Genomic DNA, 25,530 nt, shown 5'->3' on the forward strand with positions numbered 1-25,530 from the left:
TCGAAATCGGCGTTTGTCAAACAACCACAGTGTTTATGTTTCTCCGGTGGGTTGCTCCGCATATGGCCAGTCTCAGGGATCTCGGCCTCTCCGAATACGAAGCTCGAGCCTATCGGGCACTCCTCAATACCGGCCCGACAACGGCCAAAGAGTTGTCGCGCGCCAGCGACGTGCCGATGGGGCGGATCTACGACGTGCTCAACAGCATCGAGCAGTACAACCTCGTCCGCACCCAGACCGCGAGCCGTCCGAAGAAGTACGTCGCCGTCGAACCGTCGACCGCGCTGGATCGGCTGCTCGACGACAAGAAACGCGAACTCGAGGAGAAAGCCGAACAGTACGAGTCGATCGTCGACGAACTCTCCAACGAACTCGACGCGGCCGACCCCGTCGAAGAGCAGTTCTGGACCGCCGCCGTCGGCCCGGATGAGACGAAGGATCTCCTGTTAGAACGGCTCGCGGCCGCCGATCAGGACATCGTGATGATCGCGGCGAACCCGGTTCCCCAGCGGGACATGCAGACCGCCGGCGAGGACGTGCTCGCACAGCTCGAACACGCCCTCGACCGCGGCGTCTCCGTCAACGTGTTGATGACGCGCGAACTGGTCGCGTCCCTCTCCGAGAACGTCGGAAAACGCTACCGGGAGACGCTTCAGGCCCGCGACGACTTCGACGTCCGAACGAACGACGACGTCACCGGTTCGTTCAACGTCATCGACAGCGTCGAGGTCTGTATTCAGGTCCCGAACCCGCTGTCGTCGGGCGACGCGTTCGGAATGATCGACCTCAAGGATCCGGAGTTCGCCGCGAACGTCCACGAGGAGTTCGTCCCGCGGTGGGAAGCGGCCGATCCGCTTACGTTCTAGCTACTGATTTCTTCCCGCAGCGTCGCCATCTCGACGACGCGTTCGGCGTGGGCGTTGTGCTGGTGGATCGACTCGTCGTTCGACTGGCTCATCGTGATCACTGCGTCGTCCGGCAGGTGATCGAACTCCTCGACGACGCCCTCGGCCATCGACCGGACGCAGTCCTCGACGAACTTCGCGTCCGCGTGGGCCTCGTAGGTCATGTGATCCTCGTCGGGCCGCTTCGCGAGGTTGTAGATCCGTGCGCTCATCGAGTCTCTGGCCACGTCGATGATATCGTTGAGATCGACCGCGGGATCGCCGCTTGACTCGACGGTCAGCGTGGCATGTCCACGCTGGGAGTGTCCCGGCTGCGGGACCTCCTCGAGGAACGTCTCGATCGTTTCCCCTTCGACGCCGAGGTCCTCGAGCGTCTGTTTTGCGCGCGCGGCGGACATGCCCTGCGAGCAGGGACAGACCGTCATCCCCGTGACCTTCGCGCCGATCTCCTCGCGGGTGCCCTCGTCCGTCGCGGTTGCGGAGGCGACGATGTCGACGGTGTGTTGGGTTTCGCGGTCGCTCGCCGGCGTCTGTTCGCGCCGCATGAACTCCGCCTCCATGGACACCTCCGCCTTCGAGGTGTAGTCGTGTTTCTCGAGGAGTCGCTCGGCGGCGTCGCCACAGACCTCCTCGACGCGGTAGGCCTCCTCGCGGGTCGCGTCCTCGAGGATTTCGTCGATGACCTCCATGTTGCGGCTCATGTCCGCGCCCTTTCGCCAGGCGGGGAGATCGACGAAGACCTCGAACTCGGCGGTGAGAACGATCGGTCGCTTGTCCTCGCGCGCGATCTTGACGAGTTTTTCGACGCCGGTGACGCCGACCTGACTCAGGCCGACGGTGACGTCGGGCGACGTTGCCTGCACGTCCGGAAGCTGGTGACTCATTGCCCGCATTCGGTACAGCGACCGATTATGCCTTTCGGAACCCACAATTCGGTCCTCGATACCACCCGTCGACGGCCCGGAACGAACGCGATCGGGACTCCGGTCCCGTCTCACCGCTTTCCGTCCACCGCGACGTTCTTTAAGTGGCTCTGGTCACAAGGTAGAGCTATGACGGGACGACGCTCGTTCTCGAGGTTGCTCGTTCGGTAGCCGCGGCGCTTTCGCGTTGCCCTCGACGGCGTGCCCCACCGATCGTCGTTTAAGTAGCTCTGGTCACAAGGTGAAGCTACGAAGGGAAATTCGTCCGTGTTCTTTTCCGCATGACCGCTGTCTCCCTCCCGGATAGCGCCTTCGAGGCCGTCGACGATGCGCTCGACTCCCTCGCGGCGACCCACGACGTCGAGGTCGTTTTCGCGGTCGCACGCGGCAGCCACGCGTGGGGCGCGGCGAGTCCCGACAGCGATTACGACGTCGGGTTCGTCTTCGTCCCCGCCGATCTCCGCCGGTATGCCCACCTCGAGGGGCCGCCGGAGACGATCGTCACCGATCGCGGCGAGTTCGAGTTCCTCGGCTGGGACGTCCGCAAGTTCGCGAGTCTGCTCGCGGCGTCGAACGAGGGTGCGATCGACATGCTTCGCAGTCCCATCCGCTATCGACTCGCGTACGACCTCGACGATCTCGCCGCGTACGTCCAGCGAACCTACAACCCGATCGATCTCTATCACACGTGGCGCGGGATCGCATCGAGTAACTACCGGAAGTACGTCTCCCATCATCTGGTCCGGACCGACGACGAGACGTTTCCGATCGTCGACGAAACCCCGGCCGGGTACGTCGTCGAGACCGACGACGGCACGACGACGGTGTCGGCCGACGACGAACGGTTTCGCGAAACGCAGACGAAGCCGACGGTAAAGCGCACCCTCGCGATCTACCGTGCGGCGATGGCCGCCCGCTACCTGAAAGCGACCGGCGAGCGCGGCGACCACGACCTCCCGGCCCTCGAGTTCGAGTCCTTCCTGACCGAACAGGCACCGGCGGTCTTCGACGACGCGCGGATCGAACGCGCACGGGAGTTGCTCGAGCGGAAACGACGCGGCGATGGCGACGCGATCCTCGCCGATTCCGTCGACCGCAAGTTCGCACACCCGCCGATCGACATCGATCCGGCGGTTCACGCCCGCAACGGTCCCGATACCGAGCGGCTAAACGAGTTCATTGAGGCGATGATCGCCGCGGTTGGGTGAGGCCGGCCGCAGACGGCTGCGGACCGACGGGAGCGCGGCGTTCGACGAGCAGTCGGGCGTTCGCTCGCGGCCCGACCGGCCTTAAGTGCTTCCCGTCACAAGGTAAAGCTACGAAGGGCTTTTCGCGGCGCAACCGAGGTTGAACGAGCGACGGCTATCGCCTGCGGCTTATATAGTATGGATGAACGTTCTCTCCGCCACTGATAAAGTTTACAACACTCCCGCTTCTCAGTTATGACAAGATACAAATGATTCTCGTCATTGGTGCGGGAGACGTCGGGTCGAACCTCGTCTCCGATCTCGAGGACTCACACGAGGTTACGGTCGTCGATCGGGACCCGGATCGGATCGATTCCCTCACCGCTCGATACGACGTCACCGGGGTCGTCGGCGACGGTCGCTCGATCGCCACGCTGCGCGAGGCGGACATCGATCGGGCGGAGATCGTCGTCGCAAGCACCGACAGCGACGCCGCCAACGTGATGGTCTGTAACGCGGCCAAACACTCCGGCGATCCCTACACCATCGCTCGCGTCAAGGAAGTCGGCTTGTTCGAAACGTGGCGATCGCTCGAGGGGGGTCTCGGCGTCGACACGATGCTCTGTATCGACAGACTCGCCGCCGAAGCGGTCGCCCGGACCATCGCACTCCCGGGGGCCCTGTCGGTCGATACCTTCGCTGGGGGGAAAGTCGAGGTCGCCGAGTTCGAAATCGGGGCGGACACCCCGATCACCGGCCGGAGCGTCGCGGAAGCCGATCGATACGCATCGACGACGTTCGTCGCCGTGCTCCGTGACGACGAGGTCATCATCCCGACGGGCGAAACGGTCATTCGGCAGGGCGACCGCGTCGTCGCTATCGGGAGTCTTACCAGTATCAGCCAGTTTGCGGAGGCCGTCTCCGATCAGCCGGCACTGGAATCCGACGCGAACGTCGTCATCGTCGGCGGGGACGAACTGGGGTATCAGATCGCCCAGCAGTTCGAATCTCGAGGGTGGTCGCCGACCATCATCGAGCGCGACCCCGATCAAGCGAACCGACTGGCCACACGACTCCGCAGTTCGTCGGTCACGGAGACGGATGCGACGAACGTCGGCGGATTCAATCCGGACGTCCTCTCCGGGGCGGATCTGGCCGTCGGGGCGGTCGACGACGACACGAACTATCTGCTTGCACAGCTGGCGACCGAGTTCGACGTCGATCGGACTGCAGCCGTCGTCGACGACCCCGACGTCGTCGAACTGTTCGAGGAAACCGGGCTCGACGTGATCGTGCATCCGGAAGACAGTATCGTCAGCGAAACGCTCCGGGTGATTTACGGTACGGGACCGGAGGAGGTCAGCGTACTGGAGCACGATAGCGCGGAAGTGCTCGAAGTCGTCGTCGACGAGGAGAGCGCGCTCACCGGGAAGGCCCTGCAGGATGCGACCGATCAGCTCCCGGCAGACATCGTGATCGGTGCGATCGTTCGCAACGATCAGTTACAGATTCCGCGCGGTAACAGGATCATTCAGGCCGGAGATAGGGTCATCGTCTTCGTCGACGCGTCCGTCGCCGGCGAGGTCGCCGCGAAGATTTGAACGGCCGCCCCCCGCGGAGCGAGCCTTTTTCCGTCTCCCTGTCCGAGCGACAGACGAGATGAGAGACGACGGTGCCGACCCCGGTTCCGGTACGGGACTCGAGCGGGCTGGAGCCGCGGCCGGCGGTTTCAGTTCCGGTCCCGACCCAGAGCGTCGCCTCGAAACGCGTCCCGGCTCCGGGTCGCTCTCCCGGGCGGACGTCCAGCGGGATTCGACGGTCCGCCAGTGGGGGATCGTCACGCCGAGTGCAACCGTCATCGGTCGCCCGGACTCCCCCGAGGCGGACCTCTCGGAGAGCGTTCGCCGCCTTCACGACGAACAACACGCGGCGACCCCCGGCTACAGCGAACGCGCCCACCACCTCGATCGGCTCCGAACGACCCAGGCGCTGTGTAACGCCCTCGAGTTGACGCCGTGGCAGCGCGACCTCGCGCTGGGCGTTATGGACGAGATCGACCTCACCGAGTTCGGTAGTCAGCGGGCGATCCCGAAGGTCGCTCTGGTCGTGATCCGCCACGTCGTCGATGTCGACCGGCAGGCGTACTTCGGGCTCGACGATATCGACGCCCAGGAGCTGTCGGCCGACCGAATGGAGGAACTCTTCGCCAAGTACCGCGCGCACGATATCACCGAGGAACCGACGTTCGAGCGACTCGCGGCCCAGTACGGGCTCGATACGACGAGCCTCAACCGGCTTCGCCGCGTTCTGAAAGCGCAACTCGACGACGACCTGCCGGCGTACGGCCGCAACCCCTTCCGGGACCCCAACCTGCCGGCCTCGACCGAACGGGACGAGGCCGGGTCGGTTCCTGACTCACCCTCCGACGAGGACCGCCCGAACGGGAACGCGGACTCGGGCGGGTTCGATCGCTGAACCGGCTCGAGACGACTGCCGGCGGCCGGCGACTTTTCCGTTCCGAATCCCTACCGGCGCTATGAGCGACTCGAACGCGGAAACGGAATCGGAGCCGGCGGTTCGACTCGAACTCTATGCGGATTACGTCTGTCCGTTCTGCTATCTCGGTCGCCGGTCGCTCGAGCGGTATCGCGACACCAGCGAGAGACTACTGGTGATCGACTGGCAGCCGTTCGACCTTCGACGGGGCAAACGGAACCCGGACGGATCGATCGATAACGACGCCGACGACGGGAAAGACGACGCGTACTTCGAGCAGGCAAGGCGAAACGTCCGCCGGCTTCAGGACCGCTACGACGTCGAGATGGCACAGGAACTCGCGACCGGCGTCGACTCGCTTGTCACGCAGCGCGCGTCGTGGTACGTCAAACGGGAGTTCCCCGAGCGGTGGGCGGCGTTCGACGAGTCGATCTACGAGGCCCTCTGGCAGGACGGTCGCGACATCGGCGACGTCTCGGTCGTGACCGAACTCGCCGAAGGGGCGGGACTCCCGGACGCGGAGATCCGGTCGGCGATCGAGAGCCAACCGCTTCAGGAGGACCTCGAAGCGCGGTTTGCCGACGCGCGGCGGCGAGGGATCACGGGCGTTCCGACCTTCGTGGTCGACGGAACCGCCGCTCGCGGTGCCGTATCGCCGGATCGGCTCGAACGGTTGATCGAGGATCGCGCCTCGACTGCCGGTTGGTAACGACCGCCGCTTGCGTGCGGTTACTCGAGTTTCTCGAGCCCCGCGACGAAGTTCGCTTCCGGCCCGACGAGCGTGACGGGGTCGTCCGCCAGCGAAACCGACACCGTCGCGGGCGGCTCGAGCCGGCGTCGGTTACGGCCGTCGCTGATCGCGTAGGCGGTGTCGCTTCCCGAGATCGAAAGTGTCAGTTCGGCTCCCGGGTCGAGAACGAGCGGCGGCATCGCGTCGGTCGCGGCCATCTGCGTCACGACGAGGGCGTCGACCGTCGGATGGACCACCGGTCCGCCCTCGCTCAGGTTGTAGGCCGTCGACCCGGTCGGCGTCGCCACGAGGACACCGTCGGCGTGGCTCTCGGCGTACAGCTGTCCGCCGACCCGGACCTCGATCGTCGCGCCGCCGCCGTGGCCGCGTCGCGGACCGTGGACGACCACCTCGTTGAGCGCCGGCTCGAGCGTCCACTCGCCCTCGAGACCGGTCGCCCGGAGCCGGCACAGCGTCCGTTCCTCGAGGGCCTCGCGGTTGCGCAGCCGCGCGACGACATCTGTGACGACCTCGATCGCGTCCGCGGGCGCGACGGCGTTGAGAAAGCCGACCTCGCCGAGGTTGACTCCGAGGATCGGCGTCGAATCGACCTCGCGGGCGACGAACAACAGCGTCCCGTCGCCGCCGATGCTCACAACGATGTCACAGGTCGCCATCTCGGCGACTGGAACGCCCGGGGCGTCGATCGCATCGCCGGTACTCTCGTCGACGACGACCGACTCCGACTCCCGCTCGAGCGCATCGACGAGCGCGTCGGCGAGCTCGTGTGCGCGTTCGTTGTCGCGCTGGGCGACGATTCCCACGTCGACGTCCATCGTCGACGAGTACCCGTCCCGTCGTCAAAAACCTCCCTTTCGAACGGAGCGGCGGGTGGCGGTCTCGGTCCGTTCCCGGGCCGAGTAACTACTGACTACGCCCGCGTTCGCTGTCCATACTTTTCCGGGACGAGTCGTCATCTGCCCGCATGGCACAACGGACGACGGCCGACGAAACGCTTTCGCGGGAGGAACTGGCCTCGTACTTCGAGGAACTCGCGGCCGAATTCGGCGCGGCCGACGAGGGGATCAATGTCAGGGTCGGTAACAAAAGCGTCACGCTCCATCCCCCGGAATCGGTCGAAACCTCGGTCGACGTCGTCGAACGCTCGACCATGCTCCGGGGCAACCGGGAAACGGTTACGATCGAACTCAGCTGGAAACCCTAACGACTCGTCGTTCGAATGGCCCTCATCGATACCGTTCTGGTGTTCGTTTTCAGCCTGCTTATCGGGACGGTCGCGATCCTGACCGGCGCGCGACTGGTGCTCGACACGGAGGCCGGCTTCTTCAATGCCGTCTTGACGGCGCTTATCGGTGCCGCCGTCTGGGCAGCCTCGAGTTACTTCGTCGGGTGGCTTCCGCTCGTGGGGGTCGTGTTGATGCTCGCCGTCTGGGTCGGGGTCATCAACTGGCGATACCCCGGCGGCTGGGGGTCCGCCGTCGCGATCGGGTTCGTCGCCTGGGTCGTCGCCGTCGGGATCGTCTATGCGGCCGCGCTGGCTGGGTTCGTCGCGCCCGAGGCGCTGGGCGTACCGGGCGCGTGACCCGACGGGCAGTTCCCGGCCGTGTGGAGAATAGCGAAGTTCTTTTTCCTCCCACGCGAGTGGTCCGACTAGATGTACGAAACGATCCTCTTTCCCACGGACGGAAGCGACCACGCGGCGACCGTCGCCGACCACGCGATCGACGTCGCACGGACGAGAAATGCGTCGTTACACGTCTTCTCGGTAGTCGACGATCGTGCGTTCCTCGTACTCGACGACGACCGCGTCGAGTCCGTTCGCGAGGATCTCCGAGCGAACGCGCTCGAGGCGACCGACGAGGCGGCCACGCGCGCGACCGACGAGGGGCTGGACGTCGAGACGGCAGTCGACACCGGCCACCCCGCGGAGTGTATCGTCGACTACGCCGACGCGAACGGGATCGACCTGATCGTCATGGGAACGAGCGGCGACGAGTACGAACAAAACGTCGTCGGGAGCGTCTCCCAGCGGGTCGTCCGGGACGCTCCGATTCCCGTCCTCACCGTCGGTCCCGACGTCTGAATCGAGCACCATACGGTTGTCGGCCGTGACCGACCCGGCTCGCGTGAGAATCGCCTAGATTGATATAGGGGCCGTCGCTAGTAGGGTGCTGATGCGTCGCTCGCTCGTTATCGTGTTCGTTTTGCTGGGTATCTCACTGCTGTTCGTCGGCGGTCCATCACTGTTGTTTTCGCCATCGACCGACGCGGTCGCACCCGACACCGCATCACAGTCGGACCCCGAAATCGTCTCGCTCGAGGACAGCGACAGCGGCTTCTGGCCCTATCTCAACGATCGGAAAGCCCACGAGAAGCGGAGTCCGGTCAACGTCATCGTCCGGGGCAACACCACCACGATCGTCGAACTGTTGGCCGAACACGGCGACGGCGACTGGCGGGCAACGGATCAGGACCACTTCTCGACCGACGAGTTCGCCGCTGCGGCCGCGAACGAGACGCCGACGGAGGGAGACGCCAACGAGTCGGCCGACTCGAACGGGACTTCGCTGGGACCGATCTCGCCGACTGCCATCCCGTGGTCGCAGGCCGACGGCGCGACCCGCCACGCCTACCTCGATCCCGGCCCGGACGAGCCGGCCTACTGGACCACGGAGACGGTCCAACTCGAGGACGGGGAGTACTACGGCTACCGGTATCATATCCGGGCCTACGAGAGCCCCAACCCCGACGACCGATGGATCATCATGCAGACCCACTCGGAACATTTCGACTGGTTTACGCTCCGTCACCGCGTCGACGGCGTCGAACAGGCCCAGTCGCGGCTCGAATCCGATCTGATGGCGATTCCCGGAGTCGACACGCGGGAGGACGTCCGTCGGATCTACCTCGGCAACGAGGGGCCGTCCGACGCGAACGGATGGGCGACGAAACTCGATCTCGCGGCCGTCGCACTCGTCGTCGGGCTGGCGGCCGGCCGCAACCGCGATCCCGGTCGCGTACTGGGTGGGCCGCTCGAGGCCTATCTGACCGAATCGGACCGGGTCCGCCTTCGCGCGGCGGCCGATCGACTCGACGCTCGCCACTTGCTTCTTGCCGCCACGGTCATCGCGATCGTTCTGGGCGTTCGAATCGCCGGTATCGCACTCGACCGGACGGTCGATTCGTTGTCCGCCCACGGGATCGCGGCGGTGCTCTATCCGTGTCTCGCCGTTGGCCTTCCCGTCGCGGCGTATGCCATCGCGAACGGGCTCGAGCGGCGACTCGACGCGGCCGTTGCCGCATCCCTTTCGCTTGCGATCGCCATCTGGCTCGATTACAGCCTGCTGGGCGTCGACGTCCTGCCGATCGACGTCGTCGTCCAGCGGATGCTCGTCGTCATCGCGTTCGGATCGATCGCCGCCGGCGCGGCCAGACGGGCGACGCGGGACTCGCGGCTCAATGCACTCCTCATCGGCGGCGTAACGATGTGGACGCTGGTGCTGGTCGGAACGCTGCTGGGCTATCTCTGAGTCGCTGGCAGCCGCCGCCACGAACGAACCCGCCGTTCGCTCCCCTCCGGCGGGGGGATTATCCGATCATGACGGCCATCATCTGCTCGGCGACGTACGAGTCGTCGATCTTGTAGTGGGCCTTCCGGATCGCCTCGGTCTCCCAACGGTGGTCCTCGAGGAACCTGATCGCGTCCTGGTTCGTCGCGGGGACGCTCTGGTACACCTTCTCGTATCCGTTCTCGGTCGCCCACTGGAGGCCACGCTCCATGAGCGTGCTTCCGATGCCGTGGCCCCGGAACTTCTCGAGGACCCCCATAGTCAACTCCGCGGTATGGGCCAGCTTTTCGTAGTTCGGCGCTTCGAGGTGGAGCCAGCCGACGACGTCCTCGTCGACGGTTGCGACGAAGAAGATCCGCGATCCGATATCGTTGTGCCGGAACACGACCTCTTCGTGGTCCAGCAGGTCGACGACCGTCTCGGCGACGAGGTAGTCGTTCTCCTCCGCGACCTGCCGCATCACGCCCACGATCCCCTTCAGGTCGCTCTGTTCGGCCGGCCGAATGGTGTACTCGAACTCGTCGGTCGTGTGGGTCGTCCCCTCGCCGATATCGATGGCCAACCGTACGAGTTCCTCGTCGGTCTCCAGAACCGATTTCTCCTCGAGACTCGTCAGGATCTCCTCGAGTTCCGCGGCGTCGATCGCAAACTCCTCCTCGAGCCACGTTCGCTCGACGGCACCGTTTTGCTCGACGAAGTCGTACACCTGTCGCTGAACGTCGGTCTCGAAGTCGCGTTGCTCGAGTGCCTGCATACCTAGCCGTTCCCCGACTACGTATTTAGTTATTGGCGGATGTTAGCACCTACCACAGAAGTCGGCAGAACTGAGTTATGTCCACGCTGCGGAGCGACACCGCTCGAACAGGGACTCGCGTGAAAACATGCGCCGGCCGGGAATTGAACCCGGGCTATGAGCTTGGGAAGCTCATGTCCTACCACTAGACCACCGGCGCGCCGGATTCGTTCGCGTCTCGAACGTACCCGCCGATTGTACTTCAACGTAGCGCTCTCGGTCGACCCCGCCGGCGAATCGGCCGCCGACGCGGATTTCGTTTCGTCCGGAGGGAGAGACTATTAGGACGGCCCACCCGTAGGGACGGCCATGCTCGACCTCCGGTTTTCGGACGCGGAGTTAGCACGGCGACGCGACCACATCACGACCTTCATCCGCGAGCAGGTCGAAACCGCCGGCGCGGAGGGTGCCGTCCTCGGCCTCTCCGGCGGCATCGATAGCACGCTCACCGCCTATCTCACCGTCGACGCACTCGGTACCGAGCGCGTCCACGGACTCGTCCTTCCGGCACACGTCAGCAGCGACGACAACATGAGCGACGCCGAACGGGTTGCCCAGAACCTCGAGATCAGTTACGACGTCATCGAGATCGAACCGATCGTCGACTCGCTGCTTCAGGCCTATCCCGAAGCCGAGGGCGACCGCGAAGCGGTCGGCAACGCTCGAGCGCGCGTCCGGGCCGTCCTGAACTACCTCGTCGCGAACCACGAAAACCGGCTCGTCGTCGGCACCGGCAACCGCAGCGAGGCCGCGGTCGGCTACTTCACGAAATACGGCGACGGGGCCGTCGACTGCCATCCGATCGGCAACCTCTACAAGGGTCAGGTCCGCCAGCTCGCCCGCCACGTCGGCGTTCCCGAGGACCTCGCGGCCAAGACCGCGACCGCGGAGCTGTGGGCCGACCAGACCGACGAGGAGGAACTGGGCGTCAGCTACGAGACGCTCGACTCGATCCTCGCGGCACACGTCGACGGCCCCCTGTCGGTGGCCGCGACCGCCCGCCTGCTCGAGATCGACGAGGAAACCGTCGCGACCGTCCGCGGAATGTACGAACGCAGCGAACACAAACGGAGCGTTCCGCCGGCTCCGGAACCGCTCGAGTAACACGGCCGCCCGTCGGTCCGATGTCGCTCACTATGCGGTTCGCCACTCGGATTCCAGCAGTCCGTACCAGTAGACGTCCTGAAACTCGCCGTCGATGAACTCGCCGTCGCGGTGGACGCCTTCCTGCGTGAACCCGATCGACTCGAGGAGCCGTCTCGAGGCGTCGTTGAACTCGAACACTCGGGCGGCGATCTTGTGCAGTCCGAGCTGATCGAAGCCGTAAGCGACGATCCGCTCGGCGGCGTCGCTGCCGTACCCCTGCTTGTGGTGGTCGGGCGCGACCCAGTAGCCGATCTCCGCACGCCGTGCTTCCCAGTCGATCGAGTTGAAACCGATCGTCCCGACCGGCGTCGAATCGGCCACGATCAGCAGGTTCACCGTGTCGTCATCGCAGACGACGTTCTCAAAGAAATCCTGTTCCTGCTCGCGGTTGACCGGCCTCGAACGACCGATCGCCCGCCAGATCCGGGGATCGTTGATCCGGTTTCGCAAGAACTCGAGATCGTCCTCCTCGATCGGCCGCAGATCCACGCGATCGCCGGACAAAAACACCGCGTCTGCCATGCCCTCCCGTTTCGCCGGAGTATCGAAAAAGCTGATTGTACAGTGCTATCGACACACATTCCTCTCACTCGAGCACGGCGTCGATATCGTCGGCATGGGCCGCGACGAGTTTCCCGAACGCCTGTGCCTCGTGTCGTTCCTGGGTCGCTCGCTCGCGATCGTCCCGAAGCCGTCGTTTCAGCACGGCCGTGGCGTCGTCGGCGTTTGCGGCGATTTCCTCTGCGACCGTTCGCGGGTCGTCCTCGATGCGAGATATTAGTCCCATCCGAAGGGCGTCCCCGGCGTCGATGGTCCGGCCCGAAAGGGCGATCTCGAGGGCGTTCCCGTCCCCGACGATCCGGGGCAACCGAACGGTTCCGCCCCACGCGCCGAACAGCCCGAAGGTAACGCCGGGCTCGCCGTAGGTCGAGTCTGGAGTCCCCACACGAACGTCACAGGCCAGCGCGAGTTCCAGCCCGCCGCCGCGTGCCGGACCGTCGATACCCGCCACGACGACCGCAGGGGCGTCCTCGATCGCCCGGGCGACCCGCTGGCCCCGGCGGGCGAACGCTTCGGCGCGCTCGCGGTCCCCGTCGAAACCGCTGACGGTCTCGAGGTCCGCACCCGCACAGAAGGCGGGCCCGCTCCCGCGGAGGTAGATCACCGACTCGTCGGCGTCGGCGATCGCCGTCTCGAGTTCCGCGAGGCCGTCGACGGTTAGGGCGTTCCGGACTGCGGGGCGGTCGATCGTAACGGTGCGAATCGATCGATCGGCATCGACGTCCACGTCGATCATGCGCGCAGTCGATCCGGCGTTTCCAAAGGTCTTTGCCTCCCCCGTCGTAACCCCCCGCTAATGGAGACGGCCGACAACTGTCGGCGTGCCGCTTGCGACGCCGTCGCGGACGTCGAACCACCGCAGTTGCACGACCTCGTCGAGACGGTTCTCGACGGCGCGTCGATGCTTCCCGGAGCGCTTACTATCGCGAGTGCCACCACGGCAGCGTCGGACGCGACCGGACCCTTCGAAGAGCCGACCGGGGACGATCCCGACCGCGAACTCGCCGGCGTCGTCACCCACGCGGCTGGCGTCCAGTTGATCTACGAAGGACTGCGACTCACCAGAACGCTCGCCCGCGAGGAACCTTGGACGCAGGAGGAACCCACCGCTGACGCGGATACGACCCTCGATGCGTCTATCAACGCCGATACTCGTCACGCCGCTGGGACCGAAACGACAAGCGACGCGGACCTCGAAGTCCTCGCCGCCGATATCCTCGTCGCCCGGGGGTTCTACCTGCTCGCCCGGACCGAGGCCGCCGGGACGGCCGTCCGTACCGTGCAGGCGTTCGGCCGCGACCAGACCCGTCGTCACGAACTCACCAACAGCGACGTCGCGTTCGACGAGGACGTCGACGGCGAGCCGGATACCACCACTGCTGCCGGCTCCGGCACCGACCCCGCCGCGATCGACGCCAACCTCGAGCGGGACGTCCTCGAACTCGCCGTCCGCACCGGGGCGGCCGCCGTCGACGGCTCCCCATCCTCGCGGCTGCTCGCGTTTACCGACGAACTCGCCGAGACCGTCGGCACGTCGTTCCCGCCGGCCGAGGAGTACCGCTCCGATCTCGAGCCGGGGGCATCCGATCCGTCGCTCGAGGATTCCTCGACCGATCGGGCGACGTCCGCGACGGATCCGTAACTGCCCGACCGAACCGGGATAACCCACCCCATGCCCCGGTCCGAATCGAAACCCATAAAGACGACTCGCGTCAACGAAGGAATGCGCGCCTGGGTAGCTTAGCGGTAAAGCGCGTCCTTGGTAAGGACGAGAGCCCGGGTTCAAATCCCGGCCTAGGCTTCCGCGCGTTTCAGCGCCTCTCCGTCCATTTTACGCCCTTCTTTGGAGAGAACAAATGAAACGCAGGAACGTTACGTTTCACTACACGGGAACCCCGTCGCCGTCTTGCGATTCGTATAGCTGTCAGGACACCATAACGTCAGACGTTACGCCGTCCGGCGATTCGGGGGGTGAGCGTTCTCGATGAACCGGACTGACCCACTCGATAACCTCGGCAGTGGTGATACCATGTCCACGGAGGTCCCGCCCGCGCCCGAGGACTGCGAGTTCGATTATCCGTTGGTTAGCGAGCGCTCGAAGCGCGACCTGCAAGAGTTCGGGCTGAACATGGTAGACGACTACCGTGACTTCAAGCGTGAACTGCTGTCGTGGCTCGCTAACTACGGGAAGAACCCCGAGAAGCACGAGGGACTTGCTCGTTCCACGCTCGAATCCACCCACTACAAACTCGAAACGGCCTTCCGCTGGCTCTGGCGGTACGAGAACCAGTACACCACGCAGTTCACGCCCGACCACGCAGACAAGTTCGTTCGAGTCCTCGACCAGTCGGACGGGATGATCGACTCGACCGTTCTCCACCACGCCAAGGACATTAAGCGGTACTTCCGCTTCAGTAACCACGTCCGGGGAACGGATTACGAGTGGGAACTCGACGTAGAACTCTCGCAGTCCAACGGAGACGAACGAGACTACCTTCGTCGTAGTACGTTCGAGCCGCTGTATCAAGCGGCGCTCGAACACTCGTCAGTGAAAAGTTACCACTCCGTCTCGCCTGATGAACGTAGTCAACTGAAGGCCTTCGTCGCACAGCGGCTTGGTATCCCGAAAGAGAAGGTCGGTCCGGCGGAGTTCAAAGAAGCGAACTCGTGGAAGTATCCGTCTATGATTGCGGTCACTCTCGACACTGGATTACGTCCCATTGAGGTTGGGCGGGCAAAGGTGTCGTGGGTGAACCTCGAAGACAACGAGTTGAACATCCCCAAGGACGAGTCTACGAAGAATGAGGCACATTGGAACTGTGCGATCAAGGGTCGAACTGCGAAGGCTCTGAAGCGATGGCTCGATGAACGGGCGTCGCTGGACAAGTACGAGGATAGGGACGAGTTGTGGCTGACGCAGAAATCGTCATCGTACAGTTCCAAGTCCTGCAATGCACTCCTCCATCGGGTGATCGAGAGTGGGAACGTTCCGATCCCCGAGCATAAGGAGATTTCGTGGTACTCTATCCGGCACGGTGTGGCGACCTATTGGGCGAACCACGTGGGTCCTCACCACGCAAAAGAGCAACTGCGCCACAAGAGTCTGAACACGACTATGAAGTATCTCCATTCGGATGCAGAGACGCGGAATAGTGCTGTAGAGCAAATCTGGTAGGTGGTAGTCAGATCGGTACGTGATTTCCCGTTTTCATGAGTTATTCGGTGGGCTTAACGTTGCTTCGCACTTCCAACACACCATATCGTACTCGCCAACCGCTGTTCCACAGGACGGACACTGCGCTTCAAAACTCATGAGAACCACCATCTTTCGTAGTGAAGGCTTCAGCGATACCGTCACGATAATCTCGGTCGCCTCGCTTCAGACCGAGTGAAAGCGCCCTCCGTACAGTCTGATCGTACTCATCTATATCAACCAAAACCTCGTCCTCACAGGACAGCACCATTCCTTTCTGATTCTCTGCCACTTTGCACTTGTACCCACAGGACGGGCAGGTGGCACGCACGTTGTTACCGCTGTAGGGCCATTCATAGCCACAGTGGGGACATTCGACCACGGTATCACCGGGCTTCGCATATTCTGGAATCATGCAGATTCTTCGAGGCGGGCCACAAAGTTAAATCATTCTGACGTTTTATGCAAATCGTTACGTAAATATCCCAAATGTAGGAGATTACAATACCTCCTGAAGATTTTTTCCTGCATTTGTTGTCCTACAATCGGTATTGTAGGAATTCTCAATTCAAGTTGTTCGGTAATAATCTCTCGAAGTGCTTCGTCAAAAGAATATCCTCGAGTCAGAACCCGACCGAGACTTCGACTTCGTACTCTTCGATACGGCTCGCGTCTTGACTCGTGTACATACAGTCGAACTCCCATTCACGACCAGCCGCGAGGTCATTCACGTTGTCGAGTCCTTCACCGATCTGCGTCCCATCGGCGTCGAGGAACGTCGCGGTCGCTTCGACGTATGAGAGTTCCCGGTCAGCGTTGTTGACAGCAGTGCCACGGACACCCGACTGAAATTCTTCCTCGTAGAACTCGTGGTCGAGAATCTCTACGTCCGACTGGTTGTCGTCACCGTTGTCTCCGTTGTTGGTGTCGCCGCCGTTGTTGTCTCCGTTATTGTTTCCAGAGTCGCTGGTATCGCTGTCACCGCTGTTTCCGTTGGCGGTTCCTTCGTCTGAATCATTTTCGTCGCTGGTACAGCCCGCGAGGGCGAGGATGGTAGCGGTCGCACCTATGCTTGCCAGATACTTCCGTCGGAACATTTCATTTCAACACAAAACAGAGAGTGCTTATAATTGTTGCTGTAGTTAACGCAGAGTTAACTAAAGTATACTATTCGTGATATGTAACGACAAGTGGCGCGAGTTTCCGATAATGAGAAAATCGGCGGATTGGATGAGTATCGCAGACGAACGGATTCTTGAGGCGCTTGAGGAGAAAGAGTCAGGCACACCGACAAGTCTATCACAAAACGAATACGTCCGATTCAGCCGTACACATCTACACCAGCGGATGAAGAAATTAGATCGGTATGGATTGATTCGTTTCCTCGGGAATGGGGTGTACGTCCTTACCGACGAAGGCCAACAGTATCTCGATGGTGATCTTGACGCCGCCGAACTCGAGCCGGACGAGGACTGACCATGTTCGTTCCCTAAACCGGGAAGAGAACTCTTTTACCGCAACTTCCGGAGGTGTCCTTGTCGCCAACGACCGGGAGAGCGATGTGAGTGGCTCGTGAGTGCGGTTGCCGTTCAAGCGAGTGGTCTTGATCATCGTATTTCCCGATCCGCCTCAACGGCATTGAGCGGCGATATGAGACAAGTAGAATACGCACTATGCATTGTCCATGGAGTTATAATTCCCAACAATAATAATCCTACAGCCCCTATTATACAATAGAGGGCAACCGCTTCTCGGGGCGTAATTCGCGTCGAAAAGCCCGCCTGCTGGAACAGGCGAGCGGTGGCCTTCGGGAGACGAAAGCCAATGCCAACTACGCACGCCGAGAGTCAAGAGCGTACCGAACAGCAGACACTTCGAGAACTACCGGGATTCCATCTGGATTCCGGATCGCCGTGTGCCTGTGGTGTCGAAGCCATTCAGACGAGCAAGTCGGTCGGCTACAGCGACTTCGTGACGTACACCCACTGTTGTACCGAGTGCGGGAACGAGTTCGTCACCTACATCGAGGGATAACGATGGCGGCGATTTCCCCTACCAATGTGGTGGACGTACTTGATGCCGACGTGGCAGTCGAGAAGCGAGCGCAGTGGGAAGCCTTCTCGTTTGCGCTGCTCGGAGACGGCAACGTAGAGGTAGTCAACGGCTCCCACGAGGACGCTGACGATCACACCTATACTGTCCATGTCGAGGGCGGTATCCCGAGCGATTGCACCTGTCCGGCCTTCGAATATCAGTCGGGTCCGTGCAAGCACATGATTGCGGTCGCTATTCGAGAATCAGTCCTCGAAGCGGCCAGCCGGGAGCGGCCCGTTCGCGCCGACGGTGGTGTGACGCTCGACTCGTTCGCTACCGAGGACACCAACGAGAACGAGTGCTGGTGTGACGACCACGACTTCCCGTGCTTCGACTGCTATCGGGATAGTCAGCGCGATCTTCCGGGTGATTCCGAATGACGAAACTTCCTCCGGCAAAAGCACTCAACGGAGAGAAGACGGGCACCACCTGCGACTCGTGCAACAAAGGAATCCGAACGGGTGACAAAGCGGTCGCCTACGCCACGCACTACGATGGCGACGGGTGGATCGTCCGGCGGGTATCGTGTACCGACTGCGGCCAGACGAGTATCGGTCTACCGACTGACGGAGCCGATGAAGTCGTCATTGAAGCGGTTGTCTGGCGTAATCGACTTGTCGGTGTGACTACGGTAGATCGGAATCGACCCTGATACTACTGGTAGGATTTTGTCCGTTACAGTATTGAGTCGTAACGCACCTTCAATCAGTTCATTATTCCGACGCCCAGCCGATACTATATACGCCGAGAACAGTATCTCGAATAATTGTACCTATCCCGCATAGGAGTATCAGGCCGCATTATCTGTTGCTAATCATTTCAATATGATCGGCAAATGGAACTATGGCAATAAGAACGCCCAATAGAATCACTAATGCACCCAGTATCATGCCAACATTCGGATCGGATGCTAAACCTCGGAAGGAGATACCAGCAATAAACACACCAACGCAGCTAATAATGACACCAATGGCAGCAATGGCTCCTTTGCCTGTCCATTCAGCACGCCTTGCCCAATTTGCTGAATATGTATTTCTTATCCCATCGTGAAACGCGACCCCCATGAGAAGTCCAATGAAAATTCCAGTAAGAAATACAAATAATGTTGAAGCAAAATTCGAGACTGCACTATCTGCGAATGCAGTTGAGGCTAAACTACCTATAAATCCTCCAAAGAGAGCGCCGATTATAGACCAGAATGTCACATCAACGCTACCTGGCCTCTTTGAGTCTTCACTCATGTAGGTGTAGTCATACGTCTTCTTCACTAAATACCAACTTCGCGCTGTTCCGCTCAAGCCATTCGGCCTTCTCTTTGTAGTTCGGGCTGTGTTCACCAACCAACTGCCAGAACTCCCGCCCGTGGTGCTGTTCGATCAGGTGAGCGAGTTCGTGGACGACGAGGTAATCAACAACGTCGGGCGGAGCCATGACAAGCCGCCAGTTCAGACTGATCGTCCCGCCAGTCGAACAACTACCCCACCGGGTGCGCTGATTCCGGAGTTCGAGCTTCTCGTACTTGACACTCATGCGTTCAGCGTAGTGGTCGGTGCGGTCGGTGAGGTAATCCCGCGCCCGGCTCCGGTAGAAGTTTTCCAGCACTTGTTTCACCGAGGATTGTTCGACAGCGCTCTTTCGGAGACGAATTGAGTCCTCGTCTACCTCGTGCTTCCGGCGGGACTCTATGACGAGTTCTCGGTCTTGACCGAGGAAAGGGAAGCACTCGCCAGCCTCGAAGGTCCGGTCGGGTACTTGCTCGCGGTAGGTGTCGTACTTCCGTTGCTGGTCAACCACCCATGCCGCGTTCTCCTTCAGTAACCTCGATGGACGAGCATTTTCGGACTCGGGAAGGACGACCGTTACGCCATGTATGTCCACGTCGATACGCGGCTCACTGGCGTCGGCACTGTGGCGTACCTCGTACTCAACGGGATTCCCCAACAGATCGATTTGTCGAGGTTGTGCTTTAGCCATTGTTCGCAATGAGGTAGTTCCGAATCGCGTCTATGAAGTCTTCGTCGTCCTGAATCAAGTGTCCAAGGTCGTTCTGTTTCACCAGCACGTCCAGCAAGATACGCTCAATTTCAGCAATGGTCTGCTGATTCGTTTTCCAGCCGTGGTACCCACGGTCAACTCGATCGCGGAACTGTGAGACGATTTCCTCGGCTACGGTTTCAGCCTCTTCCTCGGAGTCAATCGAATTGGACGACTCTTCGGTCAAGTGAGTGTAGATCGCGAACTCGGCGTCTTCCATCCCCTTCTCTTCGGCTTCGGCTTCCACATCCAGAATCTCTTCCTCAACGGCTTTCAGGGCTTCAACGGCCTCGGGATCGCCTATCTCGTCACCCTGCCAGCGTTCCACTATGTCCGTCACGCGCTCGCTCAAGCGCTTGTAGCGAGGGTTCTGGTTCTCCCGAGGGTGCAAGTGTTCGCGGGTCGCGTGGGCAATCTGTGACGCCTTCACGCCGGGGTTATCCAGCCCTTCCACGTCTTCAAGATATTCCTCACCGAGTTTGTACGTCGGGAAGTCCCGCTTGATTTCCCCGATTTCGACGTTCTCGCTGATTATCTCTCGGGTCTTCTCCTGCATGTCCTCTTCGGGGTCGTCGTCCCCGGAGGTAGTTCGCTTGAAGGCGACGTGGACCCGGCTCAACCACTTGTAGTCGTCTTCGATACCCTCCTGAATAAGCCGTTTATCGGGCGCAACGGACTCGTAGAGCGATTGGAGTCGCCGGAAGCCCTGTTTGAACTGGCGTCGTTCAGGATGGGTGCTGACGCGTTCAACGGCCTCATAGGCGGACTCTTGACTGTCGTCCTTTGGAATCCCCTCGAAGATCCCCATGACCGTTTCTAACTGGTCCTTCAGGTCTTCGAAGAGTTCGCTCTTATCGCGGGCGGCATAGGCTTTCGTCTCGTCGTCGTAGTCCAGCGCTTCATCTATATTCTCGAAGACTCCTTGGAAATCCACTATTTCGCCGTTCTCCTTGCCCTCGGCAGGCCGGTTCGTGCGGGCAATCGCCTGCATAAGCGTGTGGTTCTTCAGATTCCGATCGAGGTATATCGTCTTCAGGATCGGGGCATCGAAGCCCGTCAATAGCATGTTGTGGACGACCAGCAGTTTCGGGTTCTCGTCTTCTTTGAACGACTTGATGATACTGTCCCGCTCGTCGGGGTCAGTGTGGAACTGCTGTATCAGGTCGGGATCGTCATTGTTCGTCGTATAGAGGACTTCCACTTCGTCCTCGCTGCGACGGTCTATGAGCCGCTGACCGTACATCGCGGCTGACCGGCGGCTCGGTGTGACGACCATCCCTTTCCACCCGTTCGGGGAAACGTGTTCGTCATAGTGGCGGTCGATTTCTTCGACAGCCTTGTCTACGCGAGGTTCTATTTCCGCGAGCGTAGTCGTGTTGACCGTCTCGCGGATGAACTCGCGCTTCTCGTCTTTGGTGAGGCCCCGAAATTCCTGGTCGAACTCTTCGTCCAGTCCGGCTTCATCTATCTTCCACTCCATTTCGTGCCGGAGCGTGAAGTAGACGGGCAGAATCAGCTCGTCCTCGATACCTTGCTTGACGGTATATTGATGTAGGTATCGCTCGCCGGTTCGGTAGTCTTCACCGTCGGGTGAAAACTCGCGGAAGGTGTTCCGGGCCTTCTGCGTCTCGCCTTCCCTGACGGGTGTGCCGGTGAAGCCGAAGTGGTAGCAGTCCGGAAGTGCGTTGTCGAGACGACTGCCAAGGTCGGCTTCCATGAAGCGATGGGCCTCATCGCTCATAACGATCACCTCGTCGTTACCCTGCACATCCGGCTCTACGTCTTGGAATTTCTGAATCGTCGTGAGGACGAGTTCGCTCTGGCCCTCTTCAATGAGTTCCTCAAGGTGGTCGATTCCTTTGGCTTCGGTCCACCGTTCGAGGGAGAGATTCGCCAATTGATCCCGCATTTGGGAGTTCAGCTTGTCCGTATCGACGATGATGAACACCTGCGGATTGTCGGCCACGTTACGGGAAAGCAGGTTCTCGGCAGCGTAGAGCATGGTGAAGGATTTGCCCGATCCTTGAGTGTGCCAAATGAGGCCGGTCTTATCCTCGCCCTTGTCCACGCGATTGAGAATCGCGTTCACTGCGTAGTACTGCATGTACCGTGGGACGATTTTGGCGTCTCCACCGGCTCGGCGTTCGTAGAAGACGAAATTTTTCAGCAGGTCGAGAAGAGAGCCCGGATTGCACAGTGCCTTGACGGCCTGTCGCATTTCGTTGTCGTCGGCGTATTCGTCGGGGGCGTCGTTCCACGGTTCGTAGAACTCCTTTGGTGAGCCGACTGCGCCATAGCGCAGTTCCATCGTGTCAGCGGCGACGTTGAACAGTCCGGGGACGAACAGCCGGGGAACATCGTCTTCGTAGGCCAGCAGGTCGCTCACGGCGTCGTGCCAGTCGTTGTCCTGCGCCCGACTCTTCAGTTCCATCGTCACAAGGGGAATCCCGTTGATGAAGAGATTCACGTCCGGGCGGATGGTTGTCTCCCTCGAGATCGAAAACTGGTTGACCGCATGGAATGAATTGTTTTCAGGGTTCTCGTAGTCTATCAGATCCACGTAGACTGTTTTCGTCACACCGTCGTCGCGTCGAACAGTGAAGGTCTTGCCCTTGGTGAGTAACTGGTGGAAGGCTCGATTGCCGTCCATGAGGTTTTCGGCGTCGAGGTCGCGCTTTAGCGATGAAACGAATTCCTCGACGTTGTCCTTGGTAATGTCCTTGTTGAGCGCGATGACTTGTTCGGCCAGTAAGTCCCAGTAAACGACTTCGTGACTCTGTCGGTCGTACTCGGCGTCGAGAGCGCTTGCACCACGATCACTGTCCTGCCCGTAGGCGTCCCACCCGACGGTGTTGAGCCACGAGAGAAGTGAGTGTTCAACGCCTTCTTCGGATGGATGGTCAGCCATGCTGTGCGATTTCCTCTGGAACCTCTATATCCGTGTCAGTTGTTCGGACTGTTCCCGACAGCAGGTCTTGCATGAGGCTGCGCTTGAGGCGTTGTAGGTGCCTACGATAGTTCCGCTCATTCTGAACTTTTGTGTCGAATTCTCGCAAAACATCTACAATTTCTTGCTGTTCAGAGATTGGCGGCTTCGGTATTTTAAGTTCAGAGATGTTTTCGAGATTGATTCTACTACGGCCTGTTCCGCGTAAGTGAGCAACTGCCTGCCGCCAGACCTTATGGGAGTTCATACAGTACATTAGGAATCGGTCCTCAATCTCCTCATTGGGGACAATTCGGACTACATCTGCACATCCGAGTAGATATTTGTCATAAGTATTGGGAACGATACACGCGCGGGCTACAGGTTCAGCCATCTTTGCGACGACTACTTCGCCAGGATAAATAGCCCGGTGAGTGATTTCCTCGTATTTCTCTTGTGTTGCGAATTTTGGATTCGAATCATTAAACTCACCTACCCCAACTTCTTCTAACAGAATCGCACGAGCGTCTCCCTCTTCATGTATTTCAGCTGATGAAAGCGCGTATCGCGCCCCATCTGTGAAAGCGTTTTTCTCATCACTAATAATGTCTTCAATTGCTACTGTTTCCCAGTGTGCAGGTAATTGTCCCAGTTTTGTACCAGTTTCATGCACCTCGGAATCTTCTACACCTTGACTTAAGAAGTCCTGTACAAGTCCTTCTCGAGTCTGTTCAATTTGCGATTCGATTTCTTGGGTCTTCTGAATCGCTTGGTCAACGGAGCGGAGTACAGTAGCGATTCGACGCTGTTCATCCAGTGGCGGAAGTGGTACAGGAAGTAAGTCAAGCCGTGTTTTTGAGAGTTCGATCTGGCCAGTGGACCCGTTCACACACATCGAATATAGTAGAGCCTGTCCAAGATAACTTTCCAGAAAGTACCGATGAAAGTAGGGATTCAGGTCTTCTTCTGTCCGGAGAAGAGTTACGTGTGAGTCAATTGCTCTTCGTTCATCGTCGGGATATACCTGTGCCCGCCCGAGAGTACCCTGGCCTGTAGAGTTCAGAATTACGTCCCCCAACTGTGGGAAATATTTTTCCTTCCAATCTTCTGCGACTTCTTCATCCAGGTATCGCAGATTCTCAAAATGCCAACCATCCCAGTAGATACACTCCTGATTGATTACAGGGACTCCCTCATCGGCATACGTTGGCTGTTTACCTCTGGTGACGAGTTGTTTTATCTCACCGAGTCTTTTTGCGGTCCACTCACCGGGTGTTGAAAGAGTGAAGGGACCAAATTGCTCTTGGTCTAACCCTTCTACTTCTTGCTCCGGATCTTGTTCATCTTCGTCTTCAATGTATTCGTCCACTGTAGCCTCTTCACTCATAGTTTAGCGCCTCCATGTGGCTATCTATTCGGGCTTCTATCTCGTCGCGCTCGGCCTGCAACTCGCGTAGTTTACCGAGTTCTTCCTGAACGTCAATGTCTTCCTCTGGCTCCGTGGTATCGACGTAGAGCGCGATATTCAAGTTGTAATCATTCTCCTGAATCTCGTCCAGCGACACCGTTCGACTGACCCGCTCTTCGGTCGTCCAGTTGCGGAAGTTCTCAACGATATGGTTGAGGCCCTCGTCGGTCAGCTCGTTCTGGTTCGAGAGTTCACGGTAGAAGTCCTCGTCGGCAGCGTGTACGAATTGCACCTCGTTTTCCCGCTCGGCAGGCTTGTCGGTGTTCAGCACGAGGATAGCCGACGGGATACTGTTATTCTGAAAGAGATTCTCGGGAAGCCCGACGATTGCTTCCACAAGGTCGTCTTCGAGCATTGGCTTACGGAATTTGCTCTCGTGTTTACGGAACAGCACGCCGTGCGGAATGACGATAGCCGCCTTCCCACCAGCGTCGTCACCTCGATCAAGGTCCTTCAGTTGCTCGGCCATATGCATGATGAAGGCGTAGTCACCTCGGTCGGCTCGAGGGAGTTTGTCGGCCCAATCGAAGCGTCCCCATTTATCATCCTGAAGATCACTTTTAGCCCAATCCGCCGAGAACGGGAAGTTAGCCAGTACCCGATCGAACCGCGTGAGTTCGTTCGTTTCCTCGTTCTTGAACGCTGGATTTGATAGCGAATCTTCGCGCTCGATAGTCCCATTTAGGCCGTGAATGGAGAGGTTCATCTTGGCGATCGCCGCAATATCCGGATTGATTTCCTGTCCGGTGAACGTAAGCTTCGACGGGTCGCCACCCTGCTCTTCACGGTAGTACCGGGCGGCCTCAATGAGCATACCACCAGAGCCGACAGTCGGATCGTGGAATGTCATGCCGTCCTCAAACTCATCCACGAGACGAACGCAGAGGTTCACGATGTGTGGCGGTGTGAAGAACTGACCGCCCGACTTCCCTTCCTCTTCGGCAAAGTGCCGAACGAGGTCCATGTATGCTTCACCGAGCATGTCCGGCGGGATACTGTCTCGGTCGAGGTCGTATTTCGAGAGGTGTTCGACCAGTTTCCCGAGCCGATCGTCACCCAGGGCGTCAGCGTCAATGTAGTCCGCGCGGAACAGGCCTTGGAGTCCGGGGTTTTCTTCGGTCAGCGCGTCGAAAGCCTCGTTCAGTTCCTTGTCCACATTGTCCGAAACCGATCGAAGGTCCTCCCACAGATAGCCCTCGGGTACGACCGGAATATCGTACAGGTTCTCTCTGCGCGCGAAGTCTTCACCGTATTCCTCGAGATTCGATTCGTACTGCTTGACGAACTCATCCGAGATCGACTTGTAGTAGACGAGAGGCAGAATGTACTCTTTGTAGTCGGTTGGGTCTACGGCGTCACGAATTATGTCGGCACATTTGAAGAGGTGTGAATCGAGTTCTTCCAGCGAGAGACTCATACACGTCCCATTTCATGCGAGCATGTTATTTGCTCCGGTGGAGCTTGGGGATAAGAGTATCCTGGTA

27 protein-coding genes and 2 tRNA genes are annotated in these 25,530 nt (G+C 60.1%); 15 read left to right on the top strand and 14 right to left on the bottom strand.

Annotation, left to right across the window (positions count from 1 at the left end):
* The first annotated feature begins 62 nt into the window (after nucleotides 1-62).
* A complete protein-coding gene (locus TX80_RS07845; protein ID WP_049922563.1) occupies nucleotides 63-866 on the top strand; it encodes a TrmB family transcriptional regulator in 804 nt (267 codons plus the stop codon).
* On the opposite strand, the gene mptA is transcribed toward TX80_RS07845, so the two are convergent.
* A complete protein-coding gene (mptA, locus tag TX80_RS07850; protein WP_049922564.1) occupies nucleotides 863-1,789 on the bottom strand; it encodes a GTP cyclohydrolase MptA in 927 nt (308 codons plus the stop codon). The genes TX80_RS07845 and mptA overlap by 4 nt on opposite strands.
* Nucleotides 1,790-2,109: 320 nt before the next feature.
* Between mptA and TX80_RS07855 the strand changes: the two genes are divergently transcribed.
* The 4 genes from TX80_RS07855 to TX80_RS07870 all read left to right on the top strand — a co-directional run bounded on the left by TX80_RS07855 (nucleotide 2,110) and on the right by TX80_RS07870 (nucleotide 6,220).
* Complete coding sequence (locus TX80_RS07855) at nucleotides 2,110-3,036, top strand: nucleotidyltransferase domain-containing protein (RefSeq protein ID WP_049922565.1); 927 nt, start codon at nucleotides 2,110-2,112, stop codon at nucleotides 3,034-3,036.
* 248 nt (nucleotides 3,037-3,284) lie between these two features.
* A complete protein-coding gene (trkA, locus tag TX80_RS07860) occupies nucleotides 3,285-4,616 on the top strand; it encodes a Trk system potassium transporter TrkA (RefSeq protein WP_049922566.1) in 1,332 nt (443 codons plus the stop codon).
* Between the two features lie 58 nt (nucleotides 4,617-4,674).
* Nucleotides 4,675-5,490: a hypothetical protein gene (locus tag TX80_RS07865; RefSeq protein WP_049922567.1), complete on the top strand. Its 816-nt coding sequence runs from the start codon at nucleotides 4,675-4,677 to the stop codon at nucleotides 5,488-5,490.
* A gap of 61 nt (nucleotides 5,491-5,551) precedes the next feature.
* The gene (locus TX80_RS07870; RefSeq protein WP_049922568.1) at nucleotides 5,552-6,220 is read left to right on the top strand and encodes a DsbA family oxidoreductase; all 669 of its coding nucleotides are present in this window, start codon (nucleotides 5,552-5,554) and stop codon (nucleotides 6,218-6,220) included.
* A 20-nt stretch (nucleotides 6,221-6,240) separates the two neighbouring features.
* Here the strand turns inward: TX80_RS07870 and TX80_RS07875 are convergent, their stop codons facing one another.
* Nucleotides 6,241-7,077 carry an NAD(+)/NADH kinase gene (locus TX80_RS07875; RefSeq protein WP_049922569.1) on the bottom strand — a complete coding sequence of 279 codons (837 nt, stop codon included), beginning with the start codon at nucleotides 7,075-7,077 and terminating at the stop codon, nucleotides 6,241-6,243.
* 149 nt (nucleotides 7,078-7,226) lie between these two features.
* On the opposite strand from TX80_RS07875, the gene TX80_RS07880 reads away from it, so the two are divergent.
* From TX80_RS07880 to TX80_RS07895, 4 genes are all read left to right on the top strand, one after another.
* Complete coding sequence (locus tag TX80_RS07880; RefSeq protein WP_049922570.1) at nucleotides 7,227-7,466, top strand: amphi-Trp domain-containing protein; 240 nt, start codon at nucleotides 7,227-7,229, stop codon at nucleotides 7,464-7,466.
* Nucleotides 7,467-7,481: 15 nt separating this feature from the next.
* Nucleotides 7,482-7,844: a hypothetical protein gene (locus TX80_RS07885; protein WP_049922571.1), complete on the top strand. Its 363-nt coding sequence runs from the start codon at nucleotides 7,482-7,484 to the stop codon at nucleotides 7,842-7,844.
* A 72-nt stretch (nucleotides 7,845-7,916) separates the two neighbouring features.
* Nucleotides 7,917-8,345, top strand: a complete 429-nt coding sequence (locus tag TX80_RS07890) for a universal stress protein (RefSeq protein WP_049922572.1) — start codon at nucleotides 7,917-7,919, stop codon at nucleotides 8,343-8,345.
* A 91-nt stretch (nucleotides 8,346-8,436) separates the two neighbouring features.
* Complete coding sequence (locus tag TX80_RS07895) at nucleotides 8,437-9,792, top strand: hypothetical protein (RefSeq protein ID WP_049922573.1); 1,356 nt, start codon at nucleotides 8,437-8,439, stop codon at nucleotides 9,790-9,792.
* Between the two features lie 58 nt (nucleotides 9,793-9,850).
* Here the strand turns inward: TX80_RS07895 and TX80_RS07900 are convergent, their stop codons facing one another.
* The gene (locus TX80_RS07900) at nucleotides 9,851-10,585 is read right to left on the bottom strand and encodes a GNAT family N-acetyltransferase (protein WP_049922574.1); all 735 of its coding nucleotides are present in this window, start codon (nucleotides 10,583-10,585) and stop codon (nucleotides 9,851-9,853) included.
* Nucleotides 10,586-10,713: 128 nt separating this feature from the next.
* Nucleotides 10,714-10,784, bottom strand: a tRNA-Gly gene (locus TX80_RS07905).
* Between the two features lie 149 nt (nucleotides 10,785-10,933).
* Here TX80_RS07905 and TX80_RS07910 point away from each other — a divergent pair.
* Nucleotides 10,934-11,728 carry an NAD+ synthase gene (locus TX80_RS07910; RefSeq protein ID WP_049922575.1) on the top strand — a complete coding sequence of 265 codons (795 nt, stop codon included), beginning with the start codon at nucleotides 10,934-10,936 and terminating at the stop codon, nucleotides 11,726-11,728.
* A gap of 30 nt (nucleotides 11,729-11,758) precedes the next feature.
* Here the strand turns inward: TX80_RS07910 and TX80_RS07915 are convergent, their stop codons facing one another.
* Complete coding sequence (locus TX80_RS07915; protein WP_049922576.1) at nucleotides 11,759-12,292, bottom strand: GNAT family N-acetyltransferase; 534 nt, start codon at nucleotides 12,290-12,292, stop codon at nucleotides 11,759-11,761.
* A 64-nt stretch (nucleotides 12,293-12,356) separates the two neighbouring features.
* Nucleotides 12,357-13,067 carry an enoyl-CoA hydratase/isomerase family protein gene (locus TX80_RS07920; RefSeq protein ID WP_049922577.1) on the bottom strand — a complete coding sequence of 237 codons (711 nt, stop codon included), beginning with the start codon at nucleotides 13,065-13,067 and terminating at the stop codon, nucleotides 12,357-12,359.
* Nucleotides 13,068-13,127: 60 nt separating this feature from the next.
* Here TX80_RS07920 and TX80_RS07925 point away from each other — a divergent pair, with 60 nt between their 5' ends.
* From TX80_RS07925 to TX80_RS07935, 3 genes are all read left to right on the top strand, one after another.
* Entirely contained in the window at nucleotides 13,128-13,973 is an 846-nt protein-coding gene (locus TX80_RS07925; RefSeq protein WP_049922578.1) for a DUF7114 family protein, read from the top strand.
* A gap of 87 nt (nucleotides 13,974-14,060) precedes the next feature.
* Nucleotides 14,061-14,132, top strand: a tRNA-Thr gene (locus tag TX80_RS07930).
* Between the two features lie 228 nt (nucleotides 14,133-14,360).
* Entirely contained in the window at nucleotides 14,361-15,506 is a 1,146-nt protein-coding gene (locus tag TX80_RS07935) for a tyrosine-type recombinase/integrase (protein ID WP_081661500.1), read from the top strand.
* A gap of 127 nt (nucleotides 15,507-15,633) precedes the next feature.
* Here the strand turns inward: TX80_RS07935 and TX80_RS19360 are convergent, their stop codons facing one another.
* The 3 genes from TX80_RS19360 to TX80_RS18945 form a co-directional block, all read right to left on the bottom strand.
* Nucleotides 15,634-15,939 carry a hypothetical protein gene (locus tag TX80_RS19360; protein WP_081661502.1) on the bottom strand — a complete coding sequence of 102 codons (306 nt, stop codon included), beginning with the start codon at nucleotides 15,937-15,939 and terminating at the stop codon, nucleotides 15,634-15,636.
* Nucleotides 15,940-16,147: 208 nt separating this feature from the next.
* The gene (locus TX80_RS07940; RefSeq protein ID WP_049922580.1) at nucleotides 16,148-16,621 is read right to left on the bottom strand and encodes an FxLYD domain-containing protein; all 474 of its coding nucleotides are present in this window, start codon (nucleotides 16,619-16,621) and stop codon (nucleotides 16,148-16,150) included.
* Between the two features lie 259 nt (nucleotides 16,622-16,880).
* Nucleotides 16,881-17,135 carry a hypothetical protein gene (locus TX80_RS18945; RefSeq protein WP_154658603.1) on the bottom strand — a complete coding sequence of 85 codons (255 nt, stop codon included), beginning with the start codon at nucleotides 17,133-17,135 and terminating at the stop codon, nucleotides 16,881-16,883.
* Between the two features lie 213 nt (nucleotides 17,136-17,348).
* On the opposite strand from TX80_RS18945, the gene TX80_RS07950 reads away from it, so the two are divergent.
* Together TX80_RS07950 and TX80_RS07955 are read left to right on the top strand one after the other, a co-directional pair.
* Nucleotides 17,349-17,558, top strand: a complete 210-nt coding sequence (locus tag TX80_RS07950; RefSeq protein WP_049922582.1) for a hypothetical protein — start codon at nucleotides 17,349-17,351, stop codon at nucleotides 17,556-17,558.
* 29 nt (nucleotides 17,559-17,587) lie between these two features.
* Nucleotides 17,588-17,998 carry an SWIM zinc finger family protein gene (locus TX80_RS07955; RefSeq protein WP_081661564.1) on the top strand — a complete coding sequence of 137 codons (411 nt, stop codon included), beginning with the start codon at nucleotides 17,588-17,590 and terminating at the stop codon, nucleotides 17,996-17,998.
* 420 nt (nucleotides 17,999-18,418) lie between these two features.
* Here TX80_RS07955 and TX80_RS18950 read toward each other — a convergent pair whose 3' ends face one another.
* Genes TX80_RS18950 through TX80_RS07970 form a run of 5 tightly spaced genes read right to left on the bottom strand, consistent with a single transcriptional unit; the run spans nucleotide 18,419 to nucleotide 25,463 of the window.
* On the bottom strand, nucleotides 18,419-18,859 hold the full coding sequence (locus TX80_RS18950) for a hypothetical protein (protein WP_154658604.1): 441 nt from the start codon (nucleotides 18,857-18,859) through the stop codon (nucleotides 18,419-18,421).
* Between the two features lie 10 nt (nucleotides 18,860-18,869).
* The gene (locus TX80_RS07960) at nucleotides 18,870-19,592 is read right to left on the bottom strand and encodes a M48 family metallopeptidase (protein ID WP_049922584.1); all 723 of its coding nucleotides are present in this window, start codon (nucleotides 19,590-19,592) and stop codon (nucleotides 18,870-18,872) included.
* Nucleotides 19,585-22,560 carry a type I restriction endonuclease subunit R gene (locus TX80_RS07965; protein ID WP_049922585.1) on the bottom strand — a complete coding sequence of 992 codons (2,976 nt, stop codon included), beginning with the start codon at nucleotides 22,558-22,560 and terminating at the stop codon, nucleotides 19,585-19,587. The genes TX80_RS07960 and TX80_RS07965 overlap by 8 nt, the downstream gene beginning before the upstream one ends.
* Complete coding sequence (locus TX80_RS18570; RefSeq protein ID WP_081661506.1) at nucleotides 22,553-23,965, bottom strand: restriction endonuclease subunit S; 1,413 nt, start codon at nucleotides 23,963-23,965, stop codon at nucleotides 22,553-22,555. The genes TX80_RS07965 and TX80_RS18570 overlap by 8 nt, the downstream gene beginning before the upstream one ends.
* Nucleotides 23,958-25,463 carry a type I restriction-modification system subunit M gene (locus TX80_RS07970; protein WP_049922586.1) on the bottom strand — a complete coding sequence of 502 codons (1,506 nt, stop codon included), beginning with the start codon at nucleotides 25,461-25,463 and terminating at the stop codon, nucleotides 23,958-23,960. Before TX80_RS07970 ends, TX80_RS18570 begins: the two co-directional genes overlap by 8 nt.
* Nucleotides 25,464-25,530 lie beyond the last annotated feature (67 nt).

It is taken from the genome of Halopiger djelfimassiliensis, from assembly GCF_000455365.1.
GTDB classification, from domain to species: domain Archaea; phylum Halobacteriota; class Halobacteria; order Halobacteriales; family Natrialbaceae; genus Halopiger_B; species Halopiger_B djelfimassiliensis.